The organism is Sorangium sp. So ce302 (assembly GCF_051530145.1).
Lineage (GTDB): Bacteria > Myxococcota_A > Polyangia > Polyangiales > Polyangiaceae > Sorangium > Sorangium cellulosum_B.
In genome coordinates this window covers 1,659,810-1,679,255 of the sequence record NZ_CP150326.1, presented here as the reverse complement: position 1 = coordinate 1,679,255, position 19,446 = coordinate 1,659,810, and the positions used below count along the sequence as shown (strand labels likewise).

Annotated in this window: 7 protein-coding genes and 1 tRNA gene; 6 read left to right on the top strand and 2 right to left on the bottom strand. The window is 71.4% G+C overall.

Annotation, left to right across the window (positions count from 1 at the left end; translation table 11 throughout):
* Positions 1-299 precede the first annotated feature (299 nt).
* On the top strand, positions 300-5,114 hold the full coding sequence (locus tag WME73_RS06410) for a hypothetical protein (protein WP_437915097.1): 4,815 nt from the start codon (positions 300-302) through the stop codon (positions 5,112-5,114).
* Positions 5,115-5,458: 344 nt separating this feature from the next.
* Here WME73_RS06410 and WME73_RS06405 read toward each other — a convergent pair.
* Positions 5,459-5,534, bottom strand: a tRNA-Asn gene (locus WME73_RS06405).
* Between the two features lie 87 nt (positions 5,535-5,621).
* Between WME73_RS06405 and WME73_RS06400 the strand changes: the two genes are divergently transcribed.
* The 3 genes from WME73_RS06400 (at position 5,622) to WME73_RS06390 (ending at position 13,755) form a co-directional block, all read left to right on the top strand.
* Positions 5,622-7,256 carry a lipopolysaccharide biosynthesis protein gene (locus tag WME73_RS06400; RefSeq protein ID WP_437915096.1) on the top strand — a complete coding sequence of 545 codons (1,635 nt, stop codon included), beginning with the start codon at positions 5,622-5,624 and terminating at the stop codon, positions 7,254-7,256.
* Positions 7,257-7,436: 180 nt separating this feature from the next.
* Complete coding sequence (ettA, locus tag WME73_RS06395; protein ID WP_437915095.1) at positions 7,437-9,110, top strand: energy-dependent translational throttle protein EttA; 1,674 nt, start codon at positions 7,437-7,439, stop codon at positions 9,108-9,110.
* Positions 9,111-9,264: 154 nt separating this feature from the next.
* Positions 9,265-13,755 (top strand): translocation/assembly module TamB domain-containing protein, encoded by a 4,491-nt coding sequence (locus WME73_RS06390; RefSeq protein WP_437915094.1) that lies wholly within the window; start codon positions 9,265-9,267, stop codon positions 13,753-13,755.
* 57 nt (positions 13,756-13,812) lie between these two features.
* Here the strand turns inward: WME73_RS06390 and WME73_RS06385 are convergent, their stop codons facing one another.
* On the bottom strand, positions 13,813-14,616 hold the full coding sequence (locus tag WME73_RS06385) for a phosphate/phosphite/phosphonate ABC transporter substrate-binding protein (RefSeq protein ID WP_437744596.1): 804 nt from the start codon (positions 14,614-14,616) through the stop codon (positions 13,813-13,815).
* A gap of 182 nt (positions 14,617-14,798) precedes the next feature.
* On the opposite strand from WME73_RS06385, the gene WME73_RS06380 reads away from it, so the two are divergent.
* Together WME73_RS06380 and WME73_RS06375 are read left to right on the top strand one after the other, a co-directional pair.
* Positions 14,799-18,341: a POTRA domain-containing protein gene (locus WME73_RS06380; protein ID WP_437915093.1), complete on the top strand. Its 3,543-nt coding sequence runs from the start codon at positions 14,799-14,801 to the stop codon at positions 18,339-18,341.
* Between the two features lie 66 nt (positions 18,342-18,407).
* Complete coding sequence (locus WME73_RS06375) at positions 18,408-19,439, top strand: hypothetical protein (RefSeq protein ID WP_437915092.1); 1,032 nt, start codon at positions 18,408-18,410, stop codon at positions 19,437-19,439.
* Positions 19,440-19,446 lie beyond the last annotated feature (7 nt).

Sequence of the window (19,446 nt, the reverse complement as noted above, 5' to 3'; positions counted from 1 at the left end):
AGGCCGAGCGCGCACAGCCAGCGGCGCGCCGTCGGCCAGCTGTTGGTGTCGAAGCTCGCCGACCAGGGACTGACCCGCCTCCGCACATCGATGAGCGCGACACCGGCGCCGACGAGCAGCAGGGCCAGACCGATCGCGGTCGCGGCGAAGTGCCGTCGGGGTGCGACGCCCCGCGCGCAACCCGCGGCACATGACGACCACGAGCCTCGTCGCGTAGACTGAGGGGCGCGTCTGCGCCGCCCATCGTGATCGGCTCGGGAGCCGGGGACCACCATGACCCGTTGCAGACAGGGAGGACGATGTTCCATCCAGGAAGCGCTACCGACCGGCTGGCTCAAACCTTCGCGAACCACCATGACTACTACCGAGCCGTCGGCGGCGAGACGCTGAACCAGCAGCTCGCGGACGAAGGTGCGATCTCGAATCAGTACGCGGGGCGAGCGGCGTTCGAGCTGCTGCAGAACGCGCTGGACCGCTGCGACAAGGTGTGCGTCGTCGCGCTGGTCCGCGAGAACGGCTCAACCCGCCTTCTGGTGGCCAACGACGGAGCTACCGTGTCGTTCGATCCAGACTTCGATTACCGTTCGCTCTCTCGGCACGCGCGCCTGCGACGATCCGATTTTCACGCGCTCTGCTCCCTGCACACGTCAAACAAGACGCCGGATGAGAGCATCGGCAACAAGGGCGTCGGCTTCCGCTCCGTCTTCGCCCTCGCAGACCGCGTGCAGGTATGGACACGAGCTGACGACGGTTTCTGGGGGCTCGAGCTGCACCGGCTGCTCGACGCCGAGCGCCTCGCAGCCCGGCGAATAGAGGACCGTCGGGTGCGCGATGGCGAGGTGCGCTTTCTCGAGGCGCCGCTCCAGCTCGACGACGGTGCCCGGTGGCCGAGCTTTTACTTCCCGATTCCTCTTTGGTGCGCGTCGGCGCCGGAGGCCGCGCTCGAAGCGCTGCCACCCATCTCGACCGTTGTGGTCGTCCCGATCGAGCCGGGCCTCGTCGACCAGGTTGCGGAATCGCTCAGAGAGCTGGGCGAAGGGCACGTTCACTTCGTCGGGCTTCGCGCGACGAAGAAGGATGTGAGGGTCGTGATCGCCGACGGTGATGACCGCAACGAGCTTCGAACGTCGCTAGGCTCGCAGAACGATCGCCTTCAGGTGATGGGCCACTGGGTGGCGGCGTCGATCGCGACATCTTCGGAATCCCTCGCCGCGCTGGCGAAAGCGGCAGGGCACCCCGTGTCGCAGCCGAGCGTGGCGGTGGGTTGGCGCCGCGCTCCGTCCGCGAGCGGGCGCGACGCTCCGTCCGCGAGCGGGCGCTACTTCTGCTACTTGCCGACACTCGTCGCGCAGCCGGTCGGCGTCGACGTTCACGCTGACTTTCAGTTGAAGCTCGACCGAACGTCGCTTCGCTGCGACGAGAAAAAGCATGACGGACGCTACAACGCGTCTCTGCTACGTGTCACAGCGGAGATTCACCTGCACATGGTGCTTCACCACCTGGGATTCGAGGAGGAATCCGCCTCCGGCTGGGCGGAGTGGCGAGCCGTCCGCCAGAGACCCGCGATCGGTGGCACCATCGAGGATCGGGACGACATCTGGCAGATGCTCCGTCCGCGGGCCGACGACCCATTCAGCAGGGAGCTGCTCCGCCTGCTATTCGGCGACAATCCGCAAGCTTCGGAGATCAGCACCTATCGGCGTTGGGCCGAGCTCGCAGCCCAGTTCTTCCGAGCTGACGTCGTGAGGCCGCGCCGTGCGTTCGACGAGTTCTGGCAGGCGACCGCCGTGTGGATCGATTGGATCTGCGGCTACAGGCGCCACACGAAGTCGTGGAAGACCATGGCGCGCGCTGCGTGCGACGCCCTGCGGGCCAGGCGCGCGCACGTGATCCCCGTCGTCGATCTCGCCGAGGCGAACGACACGATCTACGTCGCTGTCGTCCTGCCTGATCACATCGAGGCCGGCAGCGGCGGTGGCCGTGCAACTCATCGCGTCTTCGTTCGTCGCAGCGCTGACGAGGAGCACGCGGCCACCCTCACGCTGCCCCGCGCGCTGCTCGACCGTGGACGCGCAGTAACGGCGTACCGCGTGCCGCTAGGCATCGATGATGACCACTCACGCCTCACGGGCATGACACCGTTCGAGCGCTGGGATCTGCTGCGAGAGCTCCGTCAGCTGCCTGTGGATGCAGCTCGATGGCAGTGGAGGCCGCTCGCGGAGGAAGATGCGGCGGAGAGGCAGAAGGAGCTCATCGTGTTCGCCGCGCAGCTGTTCGTCGCGCGCTTCGGCACGCAGAAGAGCCTCCAGGATCAGACCTATAAACTCGGCTGGCGCGCGCATCACGCCGCTGGGTCGCCATGGTCGGAAGACGAGCTGCGCGCGGGGCGAGCTGTCGCCACGCTGTTCTTGCCGTGTACGGAAGGGCGATGGGCACCGGCGCGGCAGCTCTCACGCAAGGAGGTGTCGCCCGAGTGGCTGACCGCGTTGCAGGTCGCCGTGCCAGGCCTTGACGTCGATCGGTTCCTTGACTTCCTCGGTGTCTCGCCCTTCGCGCTGCGTCTGGTCGAAGGTGGCGCGACGGGGATCGTGTCGCCCTGCGCGTCGCCACCCGCGCTGGTCGATGCAGAGTCGGTGGGCGCAGCGCCTCTGGACGTCGTGTGGGGACACGGGAGCGGACCGACGCTCGAGGACATTGTCGAGGCGTGGAGCGCACTCGAGCCGTTGATCGCCGCCGAGAAGCAGGCGGCATTCAACGGGACGATCGCCACCACGCTCTCGTCGGCGGCCTGGTTTCCAAAGGACAAGTGCAGGCGACCGGACGTCGTGACATCGACAGAAGGAACGGTGTCCCCGCGTCAGATCACCCTGGCCAGCGATCAGCCCGATCGCAGGTACGCCGTTCTCTGGACATACCGGCGCTCGGCGTCGCATGCGGAGGTGCTCCGCGCCCTCGGCGCGGTTCCAGGTCTCTCGGACGACGATCTGATGACGGACGGCGCCGAGCCCGCCCGGCGTCTCTGGTTGGAACTCCACTCGCTGAACATCGAGCTCGTCGGCCGCGATCCGAAGACGCGACAGGGAGCTCTCGAGCTGTTCCAGTCCGTCCTCGATGCGGTCGCACGAAAGAACGCATTGACTGATGCGCCGCTACCGCTGCTCGCGTACGCTCCAGCCGAACGCGATCGCTCGTTCGGCGAACGTGCGCTCGAGTGGCGCGCGGCCTCGGAAGACGCATGGATTGCGACCGACAACGGCGAGCGCGATCGCGTGCGCGCCTTCTTCCCTTCCGTCCCGCTCGTCGCCGCGACGCTCGGGCCGAAGGTGATTCAGCTGCTGCCGTGGTTGAAGCAACGAGCATTGGTCGTCGAAGAGAACGTCGAGTCAGTTCCACTCGGTGCCGCAGTCGTGCGACGCGAGACGGAGGTGAGGCAGGAGCTCGAGGCGCTCCTTCCCGGACTGCTGGCGCTTGCCGAGGTCTCGCGGCTCCTGCCGTCGCCGGTCAACGCGGTCGACGCTGCGGAGCGCTGGCATGCGACGAAGCTCCAACACGTCGCTTGCGTGTCGCTGCGCCTTTCTCTCGAGATCCCCGGGCGCGCCGCGCAGAGCGCGCGGTGGCTTCACGATACGCGAGATGACGTGCTCGTGGACGACGATGCCATCCTGTTCGACACGGCGCCGGACGCGCCGGGGCCGCCTCCGCTCCGCAATTTCGCGGAGGCATTGTCTGCGCGCGTGCTGGATAACCCCGTGGTCGGTGGCCTGTGGAGCCAGGCGATCGCGGCGTACGAGGACGGAAAACGTCGCGGTGGCGCGGGGCTGGAGCTGTTTCGGGCATTCTTGAAGAAGCGCAACGCCGCAACGCTCGAGGACGCGTACGCGCAGGTGTTCAGACCGCTCGGCCGCGATGGGTTGAAGGCTCTGTGCACGAAGGTCGATCAGTCCCTCGCATCGATCGACACGCGCCTGCACACGCACGAACTCACGATCGACGAACTGCGCGCTCTCGGCGCCGCATCGCTGATAACGCCCAGCGGCGGTTGGAGCGAAACAACCGAAGCCGATGTGCAGCGGGTGATCGACGGCATCGAGTGGTCGGAGGATGAGCGCGCGTACCGGCCGAGTTTCGCGTGTCGGGCGCGAAATGTCGCTCGCTGGGAGGAGTGGGTTGGACGGGCACGGCGAAGGGACCGCATTATCGAGTTGGCGTGTGCGGTGGAGGCCGCCTCAGGGGCGCCGATAGCCACGCCGCGGGAGGAGGGCGTCGCCTTGGACGGCTTCGCTGCGGAGCGTGCGCACCGTGTAGGCTTCGATCCTGTCTCCGTCGCGACCGAGTGGCTCGCGCAACACGCTAGCGATCCGACGTGGGCCCAGAGGATCGTCGACGAGCATGCGCTCGATGCTGCGCTCCCGCGCCCGGCTTCACGGTACCAACCGGTACTCGATCTCGTCGGACCCGAGCGCGCCGTCATCCGCGCCCACGTCGTCGCACGGCGCAGCGCGGGCGAAGTGCACCTCAAGCCCGTGACGCCGGAGCAGATCGCCGCTGAGAACTTCGCCCGCAACGCGCTCGGTGGCGAAGCAGAGGATGCGTTCGCCCCGTACGTCGTCTCTCGAACGCGAGAGGTGCTCGGCGAACATGGCGACGCGGCGTGGACGACGCTCCTCGGAGCGGTTCGCCCCCGGACCGAGGCGCGGCGGCGCCTCGAGCGCGCGCGTGCCGACGACATCAGGCTGCTCGACGCTCTGCATGTCTCGAAGTTCTGGGGTTCGGCGGGGTACGACCTGCTGGGGCTCGACTTCGAACCCACGACGCACGCGCCCACGATTGCGCGATACGAGTGCAAGGCGGTGGCCGCGATCAGCGCGCTGATCCGCGTGTTCCTGTCGCCGAACGAGGTCGCGGTTTACGCGCGCACCCGTCCCGATTACGTCCCACAGGATCAGCGGCTGCTTGGAACGTGGCGCCTCGTCGCCGTGGAGCCCACGGGCTGCGCGCACGACCTGACACACCTGATAGAGCCGCTCGTGTCGTCGGGGAGCCACGTGGACAAGCTCGCCGAGATCGGGCTCTCGGCCGACGGCTGGATGCTCACCGTCGAACGCACGACGTGACGGCAAGATCATCGAGGACCACAAGGGCATTGCGTTTATCCAGTCGAGGCAGACCCTTCTGGTCCGGTAGGCCGACCTGCACGGCAGCGTGCGTTCAACACCGGATCGTTGAGTAAAACGGCCCTCGCGCAGCAAGCCCGATTCTCATGGAGAACGGGCCCACGAGAACGCGCTCGGCACCGGCCGAGACGCCACCCACCGCGTTCTCTCCTCGCGCCCGCTGAAGAGCGCCGCCGCCCCACGCGACCCCGCGCCACGACGCCAAAGAGGCGAACCCCCGAAAAGCTCTCGCCGTTCGGGGGTTCGTTCAACGTTGGGTCGCGCGACGTACCGCGACGTGGGATTGGCTCCAGCTGCTGGACTCGAACCAGCGACCCGGCGGTTAACAGCCGCCTGCTCTACCAACTGAGCTAAGCTGGAATGCGTTGGAGACGGGCGCGAGGATAGTCAGCGAGGCCTCCCCGTCAAGCGAATCCGCACCGCCCCTGAAGTTTACGTGACGCCCCGGTGTGCTCGCCCGCTCCGCGCGAGATTGCCCGCCCGGCGTGCTTCTGCGACAACGCCGCCGTGCAGCGCGCCGCCGTGCCCTTCCCGCCGCAGCCGCCGGACGCTCCGGCCCCCTCCGCCGCCCGCTCCGCCGGCCGCGGCGGCCTCGCCATCGCCGGCGCCAAGGTCTCCTTCATCCTCTTCGGCTTCGTCCAGCAGCTCATCCTCCCGCGGCTGCTCGGCACGGACGGCTACGGCGCGGTCTCCGTCGTCCTCGCGGGCGTCGGCGTCGTCAACAACGTCATCGTCGCGACCGGCATCCAGGGCGTCTCGCGCGCCGTCTCCAGCGTCGCGGAGCAGGACGTCGCCGCCGCCTTCCGCCGCACGCTCGCCCTGCACGCCGTCCTCGCCGTGGTCGTCTCCGCCGGCTTCGCGCTCCTCGCCGGCGCCATCGCCGACTTCTCCGAGGCCCCGCATGTCGCCGGCCCGCTGCGGCTCGCCGCCGCCGTGGTCCTCCTCTACGGCCTCTACGCCCCGCTCGTCGGCGCGCTCAACGGCCAGTGCCGCTTCGTCACGCAGGCCGCCTTCGACGTCGGCTACGGCGCGCTCCGCACCGCGAGCATCGCCGCCTTCGCCCTGCTCTTCCTCCGCGCCGGCCAGAGCGGCGTCCTCGGCGCGATCGCCGGCTTCGTCGCCGCGGCCGCCGTCATCGTTCCCCTCGCGCTCACCAGGACCGGCCTCGGCCGCCGCGGCAGCGCCGGCCCCTCGATCCGCCAGCACGCCGCCTTCCTCCTGCCGCTCGCCGTCTCGCAGACATTCCTGAACCTCCTGCTCCAGACCGACTTCTTCCTCCTCCGCCGCTTCCTCGGGCAGGCCACGAGCGGGCTCGCGCTCGGCGCCAAGGCCGCCGACGACCTCATCGGCGTCTACCGCGGCGCGCAGCTCTTCGCGTTCCTGCCGTACCAGCTGCTCCTCTCGGTCACGTTCATCCTCTTCCCGATGCTCGCCCGCGCGCACGCCGAGCACGACCGCGCCGCGGTCCGCCGCTACGCCATGACGGGCGTCCGCCTCTCGTTCCTGCTCACCGGGCTCCTCTGCGCCCCGATCTCGGGCCTCGCCCCGCACGTCCTGCGCTTCGCCTTCCCTGTCGAGATCTGGAGCCGCGGCGGCGACACGCTCCGCGTGCTCTCCCTCGGCATGGGCGCGTTCGCCGTCCTCGGCGTCGCCTCGGCCGCGCTCACCAGCCTGCACCGGGAGCGCGTGGCCGCCGCCCTCACGGCCGCCACCGTCTTCCTCGTCGCCACTGGGTGCTCGATCGCCGTCCCGCGCGCCGCGTTCGGCCCCGACATGCTTGTGCGCTCCGCCGTCGCCACATCGCTCGCGCTCGCCACCGCCGCGGTCGCCGGCGGCGTCCTGCTCCACCGCGCCGCCGGCGGCTTCGTCCCCGCCCGGACGGCGCTCCGCGTCGGCGCCGCGCTGCTCGCCGGGATCGCCGTGGGCGCGCAGCTCCCGTGGCTCGGCAAGATCGCCGTGCTCGGCGAGGCGATCCTCGTCGCCCTCGTGTACCTCGCCGTCCTCGTCGCCACGCGCGAGGTCGGCCGCGAGGACCTCGCCGCCCTCAAGCAGGCGTTCGGGCGCGGCGCGCGGCGCGCCTAGCTCCGCCCGTCCGTCCCGACGCGCGCCCTGCGCGCCCGCCTACAGCCGCCTCGACGCCCTCTTGACCGTCAGCCGGCGATCTCGCATACGGCCTCTCCCCCCAGCCCGGCCAGCGCCGCGCCCGCTCGAAGGCCGAGCGGGGCCCCACGGCGCGCCGGGCACGCACAGGCAGGCGAAGACGTGGCCCCTCAATTCATCTTCACGATGCAGGATGTCCGGAAGGTGCACCCCCCGAACAAGGAGGTGCTGAAGGGCCTGTGGCTCTCCTTCTACCCGGGCGCGAAGATCGGCGTCCTCGGCTCGAACGGCGCCGGCAAGAGCACCCTGCTGCGCATCATGGCGGGCGTCGACAAGGAGTACCTCGGCGAAGCGAAGCCCGCCGACGGCATCCGCATCGGCTACCTCGCCCAGGAGCCGCAGCTCGAGGCCGGCAAGACCGTGCAGGAGCACGTCGAGATGGCGGTCCACGACGTCCGCTCCCTCGTCCAGCGCTTCGAGGAGATCGGCGCGAAGCTCGGCGAGTCGCCCCCCGACATGGAGGCGCTGCTCGAGGAGTACGCCGCGCTCCAGGACAAGATCGAGGCCGCGAACGGCTGGGAGATCGACCGCGTCGTCGAGCGCGCCATGGACGCCCTCCGGCTGCCGCCGCCCGACGCCGACGTCACCAAGCTCTCCGGCGGCGAGCGCCGCCGCGTCGCCCTCTGCCGGCTCCTCCTCGAGAAGCCGGACATCCTGCTGCTCGACGAGCCGACCAACCACCTCGACGCCGAGAGCGTCGCGTGGCTCGAGCGCTTCCTCCACGACTACCCCGGCACCGTCGTCGCGGTCACCCACGACCGGTACTTCCTCGACAACGTCGCCGGCTGGATCCTCGAGCTCGACCGCGGCGCCGGCATCCCGTACGAGGGCAACTACACCGGCTGGCTCGAGCAGAAGAAGAAGCGCCTCGAGCTGGAGCAGAAGCAGGAGAGCGCGCGCAAGCGCACCCTGGAGCGCGAGCTCGAGTGGGTCCGCATGGCCCCGCGCGCCCGCCAGGCCAAGAGCAAGGCCCGCCTCGCCGCCTACGAGACGCTGCTCGCCGAGGACAGGTCGAAGAAGGTCGAGGAGAACGAGATCCACATCCCCGCCGGCCAGCGGCTCGGGAACGTGGTCGTCGAGGCCGAGCACCTCCGCAAGGGCTTCGGCGACCGCGTCCTCATCGACGACCTCAGCTTCTCGCTCCCGCGCGGCGGCATCGTCGGCATCATCGGGCCGAACGGCGCCGGCAAGACAACGCTCTTCCGCATGATCATGGGCCTCGAGCAGCCCGACGGCGGCGCGCTCCGGCTCGGCGAGACCGTGGAGCTCGCGTACGTCGACCAGTCGCGCGACGCGCTCAACCCGACCAACAACGTCTGGCAGGAGATCTCCGGCGGCGAGGACCGCCTCCTCGTCGGCAAGCGCGAGGTCAACTCGCGCGCGTACGTCGCCAGCTTCAACTTCGCCGGCAGCGACCAGCAGAAGAAGGTCCGCGATCTCTCCGGCGGCGAGCGCAACCGCCTCCACCTCGCCAAGCTGCTCCGCCGCGGCGGCAACGTCCTCCTGCTCGACGAGCCCACCAACGACCTCGACGTCGACACGCTCCGCTCGCTCGAGGACGCGCTGCTCAACTTCGCCGGCTGCGCCGTGGTCATCAGCCACGACCGCTGGTTCCTCGACCGCATCGCGACCCACATCCTCGCCTTCGAGGGCGACAGCAAGGTCGTCTGGTTCGAGGGCAACTACGCCGACTACGAGGCCGACCTGAAGCGCCGCCTCGGCGCCGACGCGGCCGAGCCCCGCAAGCTCCGCTACCGCAAGCTCACCGCGGGCTGACCCGGCCCGGCGCGCCTCGCACGGCGCCCCCGCGGCATTCCACCCTGGAGCACGTTTCCGGTCGGGTGCGACGCGCACGCACCGGCATTTTCCTGGCACAGGATCACCCCGCCCACGTAAGCGTCCGACCGCGCATCAGCTAAGCTGCGCCCCGATGCACGGCACGAGGAGAAAGGGCTCCCCGCCGAGCGCCCGCAGGGACTGGGGGCGCCTCGCCGTGCGCGTTGTGTGCGCCGTGTTCGCGGTGATCGGCGCGATCCCGCTCGCGCTCGGCTTCCTCGTGCGCACCGAGACGGTGCGGGCCTGGGCGGCGCACGAGACGGCGGCGCTGCTCCAGCGCGAGCTCGGCATCACGGCCCGCTACGACGTGCGCGTCCAGGCCTGGCCCCTCATGGTCGGCCTGAACCGGCTCGTCGTCGACTCCTCGGACGGCGGCGCGCCGTTCCTCGAGCTCGAGCGCGTGGCCATCCGCCCGCGCCTGTTCTCGCTGCTCGCGGGGCACATCGACGCCGGGGACGTCGAGATCATCGGCCCCCGCGTCCGCGCAGTGCTGAAGGACGGGGAGCTCCGCAACCTCACCCTCCCGAGCACCGGCAAGGGCGGCGGGGGCGGCCTCGACCGCGCGCCGCTCTCCTCGGTGGCCATCACCGACGCGCGGCTCGACCTGACGATCGACAACGTCCGCGTCCAGGCCACCGAGGTCGACGTCGACGTCTCCGCCGAGCCGTCGGACGCGTTCGAGATCGCGATGCGCTCCGGCCTCGTCTCGGTCGTCCGCACGCACGCCGCGCCCGGCCACGAGGCCGAGGAGGACAGCGTCGACGAGGACGTCGTCTGCCGCTTCGACACGCGCGTCCGCGTCGAGCCGGGCCGCGCGCTCGTCCGCCGGCTGATCCTCGAGGGCGCCGCCGACTTCGACCCGGATCCCGGCACCGCGCCGCCCTGCGCGCTCCAGGACGGCGACTGGCGCCGGGTGGAGCTCGAGCTCGGCGCCCTCCGCGCCGTCGGCCTCGGCGACGGCATGCCCCACCGGATCGAGGGCCGCGTGCGGGCGCGCCTCCCCGTGCCGATCGTGCACCGCTTCGTGAACCTGCCGCCCGCGTCCGGCTCGGTCTCGCTCGACGTCGACGCGGAGTACGACGCGGCGTCCGCGCCGCTCGGCCTGGCGCTCCCCCGCCTCAAGGGCACGCTCCTGCTCGACCGGCCGGGCCTCGACGGCAGGGTCTTCGCCACGCGCCTCGCGGGCAAGGTCTCGACGACCCCTGACGCCGTGCAGCTCTCCGACACCGACGTCGCCTGGGCCGACGGCACGCTGAAGATCTCGAGCGTGGAGATCAAGCCGTTCGAGAAGGGCGTGCCGCTCCAGGCCGGGCCGATCGACCTCGCCAACGTCGAGCTGCCAGGCCTGCTCCGCGACCTCGCGGTCCACCCGCAGGCGCACGTCGCGTGGACGCTGCGCGAGGGGAGGTTCGATCGCTTCGGCGGCACGCTGTCCCCGCTCGCCCTCGAGGGCCCGCTCGCCGTGCAGACGCACGGCTTCGACATCTTCGATCACCCGACGAAGGACCCTGCCCGCAAGCGCCTGATGGGCGTCAAGGAGGCCACGGTCCGCGGCTCGTTCCAGGTGCGGCCGAACGCCGTCGTGCTCTCGGGCTTCTCGGTCGACACGCCGAGCTCGCACCTCAGGACCACCGTCTCGCTCGGCTTCAACGACCAGCTCGGGGTCGAGGTCCACCCGGGCTCGCGCGTGGACCTCGCCGAGATCTCCCCGCTCGCCGCGCTCGAGCTCGCCGGCGTCGCCACGATGAAGGCGGCGATGCACGGCTCCTACGAGCACCCGAAGCTCACCGGCGAGATCGGCGTCGAGAAGTTCGTGTTCGGGGGCTTCCCCATCGGCGACCTCGAGCCCTCGCCGGTCGCGTTCGAGCCGCTCGCCCTGACGCTCGAGAACGCGCGGGTCCGGCACGGGGCGAGCCGCGTCCGGGTCCCGTCGATCAAGATCGATTTCGACCCGGCCGGCAACCTGCCCAAGGGCCGCCCGCTCGACAGCTCGGCGGGGATCGTCGTCGTGGACGCGACCGTCGACACGCGCGAGGCGCCGCACCTCGCCGCGCGCGACCTGCTCGAGGTGCTCCGCCTCGACAAGGATCCGCGGTTCGCCGACTACAAGGCGACCGCGAGCGGGACGGCCCGCGCCCACTTCGCGCTCGGCGGCCCCGAGGACCGCTGCGGCGGCGGCTACCTCGCCGTGAACGCGGGCATGCGGCTCACCGGCGTCGAGCTGCTCGACGAGCGCTTCGACGAGGGCGAGGTCGACCTCGACATGATCTGGGACGACCAGGCCGCCGGCGCCGACGGCATGCGGCTCGACGTCCGCTCGGCGTCGCTGCGCAAGGGCACGGGCTCCGTGCTGGCGAGCGCCTCCGTCGCGCACGGCGGCGCGCTGAAGGGGAGCGTCATCGCGAGCGGCCTCCCGCTCTCGCGGATCGACGGGCTCGGGGCGGCGGCCTCGCAGTTCGACGGCTCGGTGTCGGTCGTCGCCAGCCTGGGCGGCACCGTGAGCAGGCTCGCCGGCTTCGCGGACGTGCACGTCTCGCGCGTCGGCATCCGCCGCACGCACGCGAGCCTGCCGCCCTCGCGGGTCGCGCTCACGATCCTGCCGAACGACAAGCCGCCGAAGGTCATCGGCAGGACGCCGATCTGCGGCAACCCCCAGGGCGCGCCGTTCGATCCGGCGGAGTACGAGCGCGACCTCCCCGACGGCTCCCTCGTCGCGAACGGCTCGCTGTTCGGCGGGCAGGTCGCGCTGAAGGGGCTCCGCGTCACGCGCCAGCGGCGCAAGATCGTGGACGGGGACGTGCGCATGGACGCGCTCGACCTGGGCACGCTCGCGAACCTGATCCCGGGCGCCGCGCTCGCGGCGGCGCCGAAGGGCACGATGACCGGGTCGCTCGACATCGAGCGGCTCCCCCTCACGGATTTCCGGCAGGCGGCGCTCACGCTCACGGTCGACGCGCTCAAGCTCGATCGGGAGGGCCAGGGGGTCCACCTCACGAGCCCGAGCGGCCCGATCCGCCTCGCGGGCAACACGCTGAAGGTGCCGGAGCTCCACCTCGAGGCGCACACCGCCTCGCGCCTGTCCGCCGCGTTCACGGCGTCCGGCGACGTCAAGCGGGTGTTCACGGCGCCGGACCTCGACGTGGCGATCCGGGTAAGCCCGACGAGCCTCTCGCGGCTCAGCGCCGACATCCCGCAGATCCGGCACGCGCGGGGCACGGTGCAGGCCGAGGTCCAGGTGGCCGGGCCGCTCCAGGGGCTGCGCTACACGGGCTCGGCGACGCTCAAGGAGGGAGAGCTCGACGTGGTCGGCCTGCCGGTGTCGCTCGACGACATCGACGTGGAGTTCGCGATCGGCGGCGACCAGGTGCGCCTCACGAAGGCGAGCGCGCGGGTCGGCACGGGCACGGTGACCGCGGTGGGGCACATGCCGGTGCGCGGCCTGACCCTCGGCACGGCGCAGGCATCCATCGTGGCGACCGGCGTGAAGCTGCCGGTCGCCGACGGGGTGAACCTCACCGCGAACGCCAACCTGACGGCGAGCTTCCGGCCCGGCGTCGAGGACGAGGCGTCGGGGGAGAAGAACCTGCCGCGGGTCGAGGGCAAGATCACGCTCACGTCGTTCAGCTACACGCGCCCCATCCTGATGAGCATGGACCTCGGCGATCTCACGGGGCGCCAGCGGACGACGGTGCAGACCTACGACCCCGCCGCCGACGTGGTCCGGTTCGACGTCACCGTCGCCTCGCCGAACCCGCTCCGCTTCTCGAACGATCTGGCCGACATGCGGCTCGAGGTCTCGCAGCCCGGGCTCGCGCTCTCGGGCACGAACCAGCGCTTCGGCGCGCGCGGCACGCTGCGCATCCTGCCCGACTCGAAGCTCATGCTGCGCAGCACCGAGTTCGAGGTCCGGGACGGCTACGTCCGCTTCGACGATCCGTTCCGCATCGCGCCCAAGGTCGACGTGCGCGCCGAGAGCGAGTACCGCCGCTACACGTCGACGAGCACCGCCGCCGCGGCGGACGCGACGTCGGGCGCGGAGCCCACGGCGCCGACGGCCGCGGCCGCGGGCAGCAGCGCGAACTCCAGCGGGCTCTGGCGCATCAAGCTGCACGCCCAGGGCGACGCCGACAACCTCCAGCTCAACCTGACGAGCGATCCGCCGCTCAGCCAGGAGGACATCGTCCTGCTGCTGACGCTCGGCATGACGCGCGCCGAGCTCAACCAGGGCGTCGTGTCGTCGCTCGGCGAGACCATGGGCCTCGAGGCGCTCTCGTCGCTGACGGGCGCCGACAAGGCGGTGAAGACGATGGTCCCCCTCATCGACGAGTTCCGCTTCGGCACCGGCTACTCGTCCAAGAACGGCGCCCCGGAGCCGACGGTGACGATCGGCAAGCGCATCACGGACGCGGTGCGCGCCAACGTGACGACGGGGCTCTCGCAGGGCAGCCAGGTGCGCGCGGGCGTCGAGGTGAAGCTCAGCGACCGGATGAGCCTCCAGGGGTCGTACGACAACTCGAGCGACGCCTCGAGCTCGCCGCTCGGCAACGTGGGCGCCGACCTGAGGTGGCGGCTCGAGTTCGAGTGACGTTCGAGCCGCGGATGGCGCTCGAAGGACGCTCGCGCGGCGCTCGATCCGCGGCCGTCAGGTGGCCGCGGCGAGCGCCGCGTCGAGGGCGCCGTACCGGTCGTCGCGGCCGGAGACCCACTGCTTGTGGCCCATGAGCTCGAAGATGCGCCGGTGCTTCGGGTTCTTCCAGGTCATGCTGAGCAGCGCGCGCTGGAACGCCTCGGCCTTCGCCTCGGGCAGCGCCGGCAGCGCGTCGAACATCGCGAAATCGTAGGCCGGCGTGGTCCAGAGGACGTCGACCCGGCGGAGGTCGATGTGGCCGTTCGCCTGCTCGGCGAGCCACACCGCGTCCCCGACCGCCGCCGCCTGCGCCTTGCCCTCGTGCAGCGCCGCGAGCGCCTGGACCTCGCTCGTCGCGGTGTCCCCGTGCTTGCCGACGTCCACCTCGAACGGCATGAGCTGGATCTTCTCCACGGCCACGCCCGCCTGCCGGAGGAAGTGGAGCGGCAGGATGCGCGCGTGCGCCGAGTCGACGCTCCCGACAGCGAGCGCCTTGCCCTCCAGATCGCTGAGCGCCCCGACGGCGGCGTCGCGGCGGACGAGCAGCTTGCTGTGGAAGTCGCGATCGATCTCGCGCATCGCGAGCGAGCGGGACCGGCCCTCGGTCTGCCGCTTCACCCGCACGTGCGCGACGGCGCTGTTCCAGGCGACGTCGATGTGCCCGCGGATCAGCGACTCGACCTGGCGCTCGTAGGTAGAGAACAGCGCGAAATCAATCAGGATTCCATGTTCGCGGAAGTGCTCGCGCAGGCTCTCCCACAGCGTCACCACCTTGGCGTCATGCGCCACGGCGCCGACGAGCATCGCCAGGTCCTTCATCCGGTGCCTCGCACGGGCGGCGACGCTAGCACGAGCTCTGCCCGCCGAGAGCCCCACGTCTCGCACATCGGGGCCTCGCGGGCGGCCTCTTGCCCATCCAGCGCCCAACCGGGCTACGCTGCGTCCGTCGTGCACGCCGGCGCCGGTTCATTTCCGTTTCGTCCCCCGGCGCTCCGCGCCTGATGGCTCGCTTCCGTTCCACCCTCATTCCCCTTCTGCTCGGCTTTTTGCCGCTCGGCGCGATCGCCATCCCGGCGCACGCCGACCCGACCCCCGCACGTCCGGCTCAGGCCAACCCCAACCCCGGTCAGGCCAGCCTCAACCCCGGTCAGGCCAACCCCAACCCCGGTCAGGCCAGCCCCAACCCCGGTCAGGCCAGCCCCAACCCCGGTCAGGCCAGCCCCAACCCCGGTCAGGCCAGCCCCAACCCCGGTCAGGCCAGCCTCAACCCCGGTCAGGCCAGCCTCGACCCTGTCGACTCTGTCAACCCTGCGGCACGGGCCGTGCCTTCGGGCGAGGCCGGCACCCAGGCCACCGACGTGCCGTCGCTCGGCCAGCCGCTGGCCCTGGGAGAGCTCGTCGGCAAGCCGATCGTCCGCATCGATGTCACCGCGCAGGGCGACCGATGGCAGATCGTGTCGCCGGTCACCAGCGTCGACCTCGGCGAGCCGCTCAGCCCCGACGCCGCGCGCCGCGCCATGCGCGAGCTGCTCGCCTCCGGCAACTTCGCCCGCGCGTCGGCCGAGGCGTACCTCGTGCCGGACGGCGCCGCGCTCCGGATCTTCGTCGTCCCCCGCCGGAGCATCGCCACCGTCCAGATCACCGGCGGCGCGCTCGACCGGCAGGACACCCTCGAGGCCGCCGGCATCGCCGAGGGCGGCGAGATCACCGCGGCCACGCTGGCCGAGGTCAGCCCCCGCATCCGCGCGTTCTACGCGCTGCACGGCTACCCCGCGGCCGCCGTCACGGTCCGCGCCGTCGACACCGACGAGCCCTCCCAGGTCGTCCTCGCCCTCGACATCGAGGCCGGCGCCCCGCGCGTCGTCTCGGAGCGCGTCTTCGTCGTGGCGCCGCGCGCGGACCGGGAGCTCGGCTCGCTCAAGCAGAGCTACGGCCTCGGCGTCGGCGCCCGCGTCGACGAGCCCGCCCTCGCCGAGGCCGACCGCGAGATGGCCGAGCTGCTCCGCCGGAGCGGCTTTCACGACGCCGAGGTCTCCCACCGCGTGCTCGCGGTCGGCCCGCACAACTACCTCTACGTCTACCTCGAGCCCGGCGCGCGCATCGTCCCCGCCTTCGACGGCAACCGCGCCTTCGACGACGACGCCCTCGAGGCCGCGCTCGATCTCGGCGAGACGACCGAGACGAAGACGAACGATCTCACCGATCGGCTCCGCGCGTTCTACGTCGAGCGCGGCTTCCTCGACGCCGAGGTCACCCCCTCGCTGGGCGGCAAGCCCGACGATGCGGTCCGTTACCTGACCTTCACCGTCCGCGAGCACGACCAGGTGCGGGTCACGAAGCGCGTCTTCCCCTGCCTCACGGGCGACCTCAGCCCGGACGACCTCGGCCGCGAGATCGAGAGCTTTCTCGAGGAGGACCTGCCCGGCGCCGACCCCTTCGCGATGCCCGACCCGCGAGGCATCTCGGACCTCTTCGGCCCGACCCGCGGCGCCGGCAGCCGGGCCAGGCCGATCGAGCTCATCCCCTCGATGACGTACGCGCAGGAGACCTACGAGCGCGCCCTCAAGCACCTTCGCGATCTCTACTTCAGCAAGGGCTACCTGAACGCCGTCGTCGGCCCGGTCTCGGTGCTCCGCGCCACCTGCTCGCGCCGCTCCCCGCCGGGCGCCTGCATCCCCGAGCCGGTCGCCGAGCGCGTCACGGCCCAGTGCCTCACCGACGCGCAAGGGCTGCCCCTCCCCGAGCCGCCCGTCCCCGCCGCCCTCACGTGCCGCCCCGACGCCGCCCGGCACATCGCGTGCTCCCCCGAGGTGACGCTCCGCATTCCGGTCCACCCCGGCCCGCAGACCCAGCTCTACGATCTCGCCTTCGAGGGGAACAAGGGCTTCTGCGGCCAGGCCGGCCTGAGCGAGCGCGACCGCGCCCTCTGCGCCGAGGAGCGGCCGTTCAGCGAGCGCTGGCTCAGCGACCTCGTCGATCTGAAGGTCGGACAGCCCCTCTCGACGCTCGCGCTCGACGCCGCGCGGCTGCGCATCATGGATGCTTACCGCGACCTGGGCTACGCGTTCGCCGAGGTCCGCACGGCCATCGAGCCCTCGCCCGACCGCACGCGCGCCCGCGCGCGGTTCATCGTCTCGGAGCGAGATCGGGTGTTCGTCACCGGCATCGTCGTCAAGGGCGCCGTCCGGACCGACGAGCAGCTGATCCTCCGCCGCGTGCTGCTCCGCGAGGGCGCGCCGTTCCGCCAGTCGCAGGCCCGCCTGAGCGAGGAGCGCATCGCCGCGCTCGGCCCGTTCTCCAGCGTGTCGATATCGCTCGAGGATCCCGACGTCCCGCAGAAGAACAAGCGGGTCGTCATCCACGTGGTCGAGCAGCTGCCGCAGTACCTCAACCCGCAGATCGGGTTCTCGACCGGCGAGGGCGCGCGCCTCGCCTTCGAGTACGGACACCGCAACATCGGCGGCCTCGCCATCGGCCTCACGATGGGCGTCCAGCTCAGCTACCTGTTCGAGTTCATGATCGTCGACAAGGCGGCGAGCCGCCACTACGAGGAGCTCCAGATCGACGACCAGCTGGAGCGCCGCATCGCGGTCTCGGTCACGCTCCCGGACATCGGCCTCGGGCCGCTCGTCAGCATGTCGCTCGCGGGCATCAACGTGCGCGACAACCAGCTGGATTTCGGCGTCACGAAGACGGCGATCATCCCCGCGATCACCTACCGCCCGCGGCGCGCCGTCACGACGCAGCTCGCCCTGTCGACAGAGCTGAACAAAGTCGGCTTCTTCCCCGGCGCCGTCGGCGCCGACAAGCGGGATATCCTCGACCAGCTGCGCATGCCCGAGGGCGAGACGATCGCCCTGGCGCAGCGGATCGACGCGTCCTGGGACACGCGGGACACCCCCTTCGCCGCGACCCGGGGCTTCCTCCTCTCCGGCGGCGTCGAGCACGTCGACGCCTTCGACGCCTTCGCCTCGGTCCGGGCCCAATCGAGCTTCCCCGAGAGCCACTTCCTGCGATTCACGGGCCGTGTGTCGGGCTATATCCCCCTCGCGCCGCGGTCGCGGCTCACCCTCGCCCTGAGCCTGTCCGGAGGGTATATTCAGCCGCTCGTGGCCGAGAGCGGGACGTACCCGGATCGCCTGTTCTTCCTCGGCGGCGTCGACTCGCTCCGTTCCCATCTGGCCGAGTCGCTGTATCCTGAGGACGGGCTCGAGGAGGCGAGAAAGGCGCTGGGCGGGGACGCCGAGGTATCGACCGACGATATCCCGCGCGGCGGGACGGTGATGGTGAACCCCCGCGCCGAGCTGCGCATTCCGCTGACGGATCTGCTCCAGCTCGGGCTCTTCCTCGACGCGGGCAACCTCTGGATCAGGGCGAGGAACGTCAACCTCGATCCGCGGCTCTTGCGTTACGGGCTCGGCGCCGGCCTGCGGGTGAACACGCCCATCGGCCCCCTCGCCTTCGACTACGGCTTCAACCTGGATCCGCGCGACGAGCTGGATGAGATCGACGGTGCACTCCACTTCTCCGTGGGGCTCTTTTGACAGGCGGCCTCGCGCGCGACGCGCGCGAGGCGGCTCCCAACGCATGATGATAACGAGGCTCCCCTGATGAACCGTTCACTCCGCATGTGTGCTTTGCTCGCTCTGACATCGACCCTCACGATCGTCGGCTGCGGCGACGACGAGAGCGCCGCGCCGAGCAGCGCGGCGAGCACGTCCGGCGCCGGCGGGTCCGGCGGGCAAGGTGGGGCCGGCGGATCGGCGGGCAGCGGCGGAGAGGGCGGGCAAGGCGGCTCGACGAGCAGCGCCTCGGCTGGCGGCGATGCCACGGGCGGCGGCGGAGAGGGCGGGCAAGGCGGCTCGACGAGCAGCGCCTCGGCGGGCGGCGATGCCACGGGCGGCGGCGGAGCGGGCGGGCAAGGCGGCTCGACGAGCAGCGCCTCGGCTGGCGGCGATGCCACGGGCGGCGGCGGAGCGGGCGGGCAAGGCGGCTCGACGAGCAGCGCCTCGACGAGCAGCGCCTCGACGAGCAGCGCCTCGGCGGGCGGCGGCGGCGGCGGCGACGGGGCCGGCGGCGGCTCGGTGAGCAGCGCCTCGGCGAGCAGCGCTTCGACGGGCGGCGGCGACGCCGCCGGCGGCGGCGGCGAGGGTGGGGCGTCGGCGTGCGGCGATCTGCGGTGTGACACCGGCGAGACGTGCGATTCGTGCGCCGACGACTGCGGCGTGTGCCCGCCGGTCTGCGGTGACGGCGTGTGCGAGCCCGACAGGGAGAACTGCCAGGCGTGCGCCACCGACTGCGGCGTGTGCCCGCCGGCCGAGTGCAGCCACGACCTCTGCGAGGAAGGAGCGCCCCTCCTCATGGCCTGCGACCCGTGCGTGACCGAGCTGTGCGCGGAGGACCCGGCGTGCTGCATGAGCAACTGGGACACCCACTGCGTCGCCGGCCTCACCGCCGCCTGCGGGCGGGCCTGCGGGTGCGCCCACGACCTCTGCGAGGAGGGCGCGCCCCTCGACGCGACCTGCAACAGCTGCGTCGAGACCGTGTGCGGAGAGGACGGAGACAGCTTCTGCTGCACGATCGGGTGGGACGAGGGCTGCATCGCGCTCTCGGAGAGGCTGTGCGACGTCACGTGCCTGTGAGCTCGGC

Bases quoted from the DNA above. Each gene is read 5' to 3' on its own strand.
- WME73_RS06375 (WP_437915092.1), top strand. From the start codon at position 18,408: ATGAACCGTTCACTCCGCATGTGTGCTTTGCTCGCTCTGACATCGACC.
- WME73_RS06410 (WP_437915097.1), top strand. From the start codon at position 300: ATGTTCCATCCAGGAAGCGCTACCGACCGGCTGGCTCAAACCTTCGCG.
- WME73_RS06385 (WP_437744596.1), bottom strand. From the start codon at position 14,616: ATGAAGGACCTGGCGATGCTCGTCGGCGCCGTGGCGCATGACGCCAAG.
- WME73_RS06380 (WP_437915093.1), top strand. From the start codon at position 14,799: ATGGCTCGCTTCCGTTCCACCCTCATTCCCCTTCTGCTCGGCTTTTTG.
- WME73_RS06390 (WP_437915094.1), top strand. From the start codon at position 9,265: ATGCACGGCACGAGGAGAAAGGGCTCCCCGCCGAGCGCCCGCAGGGAC.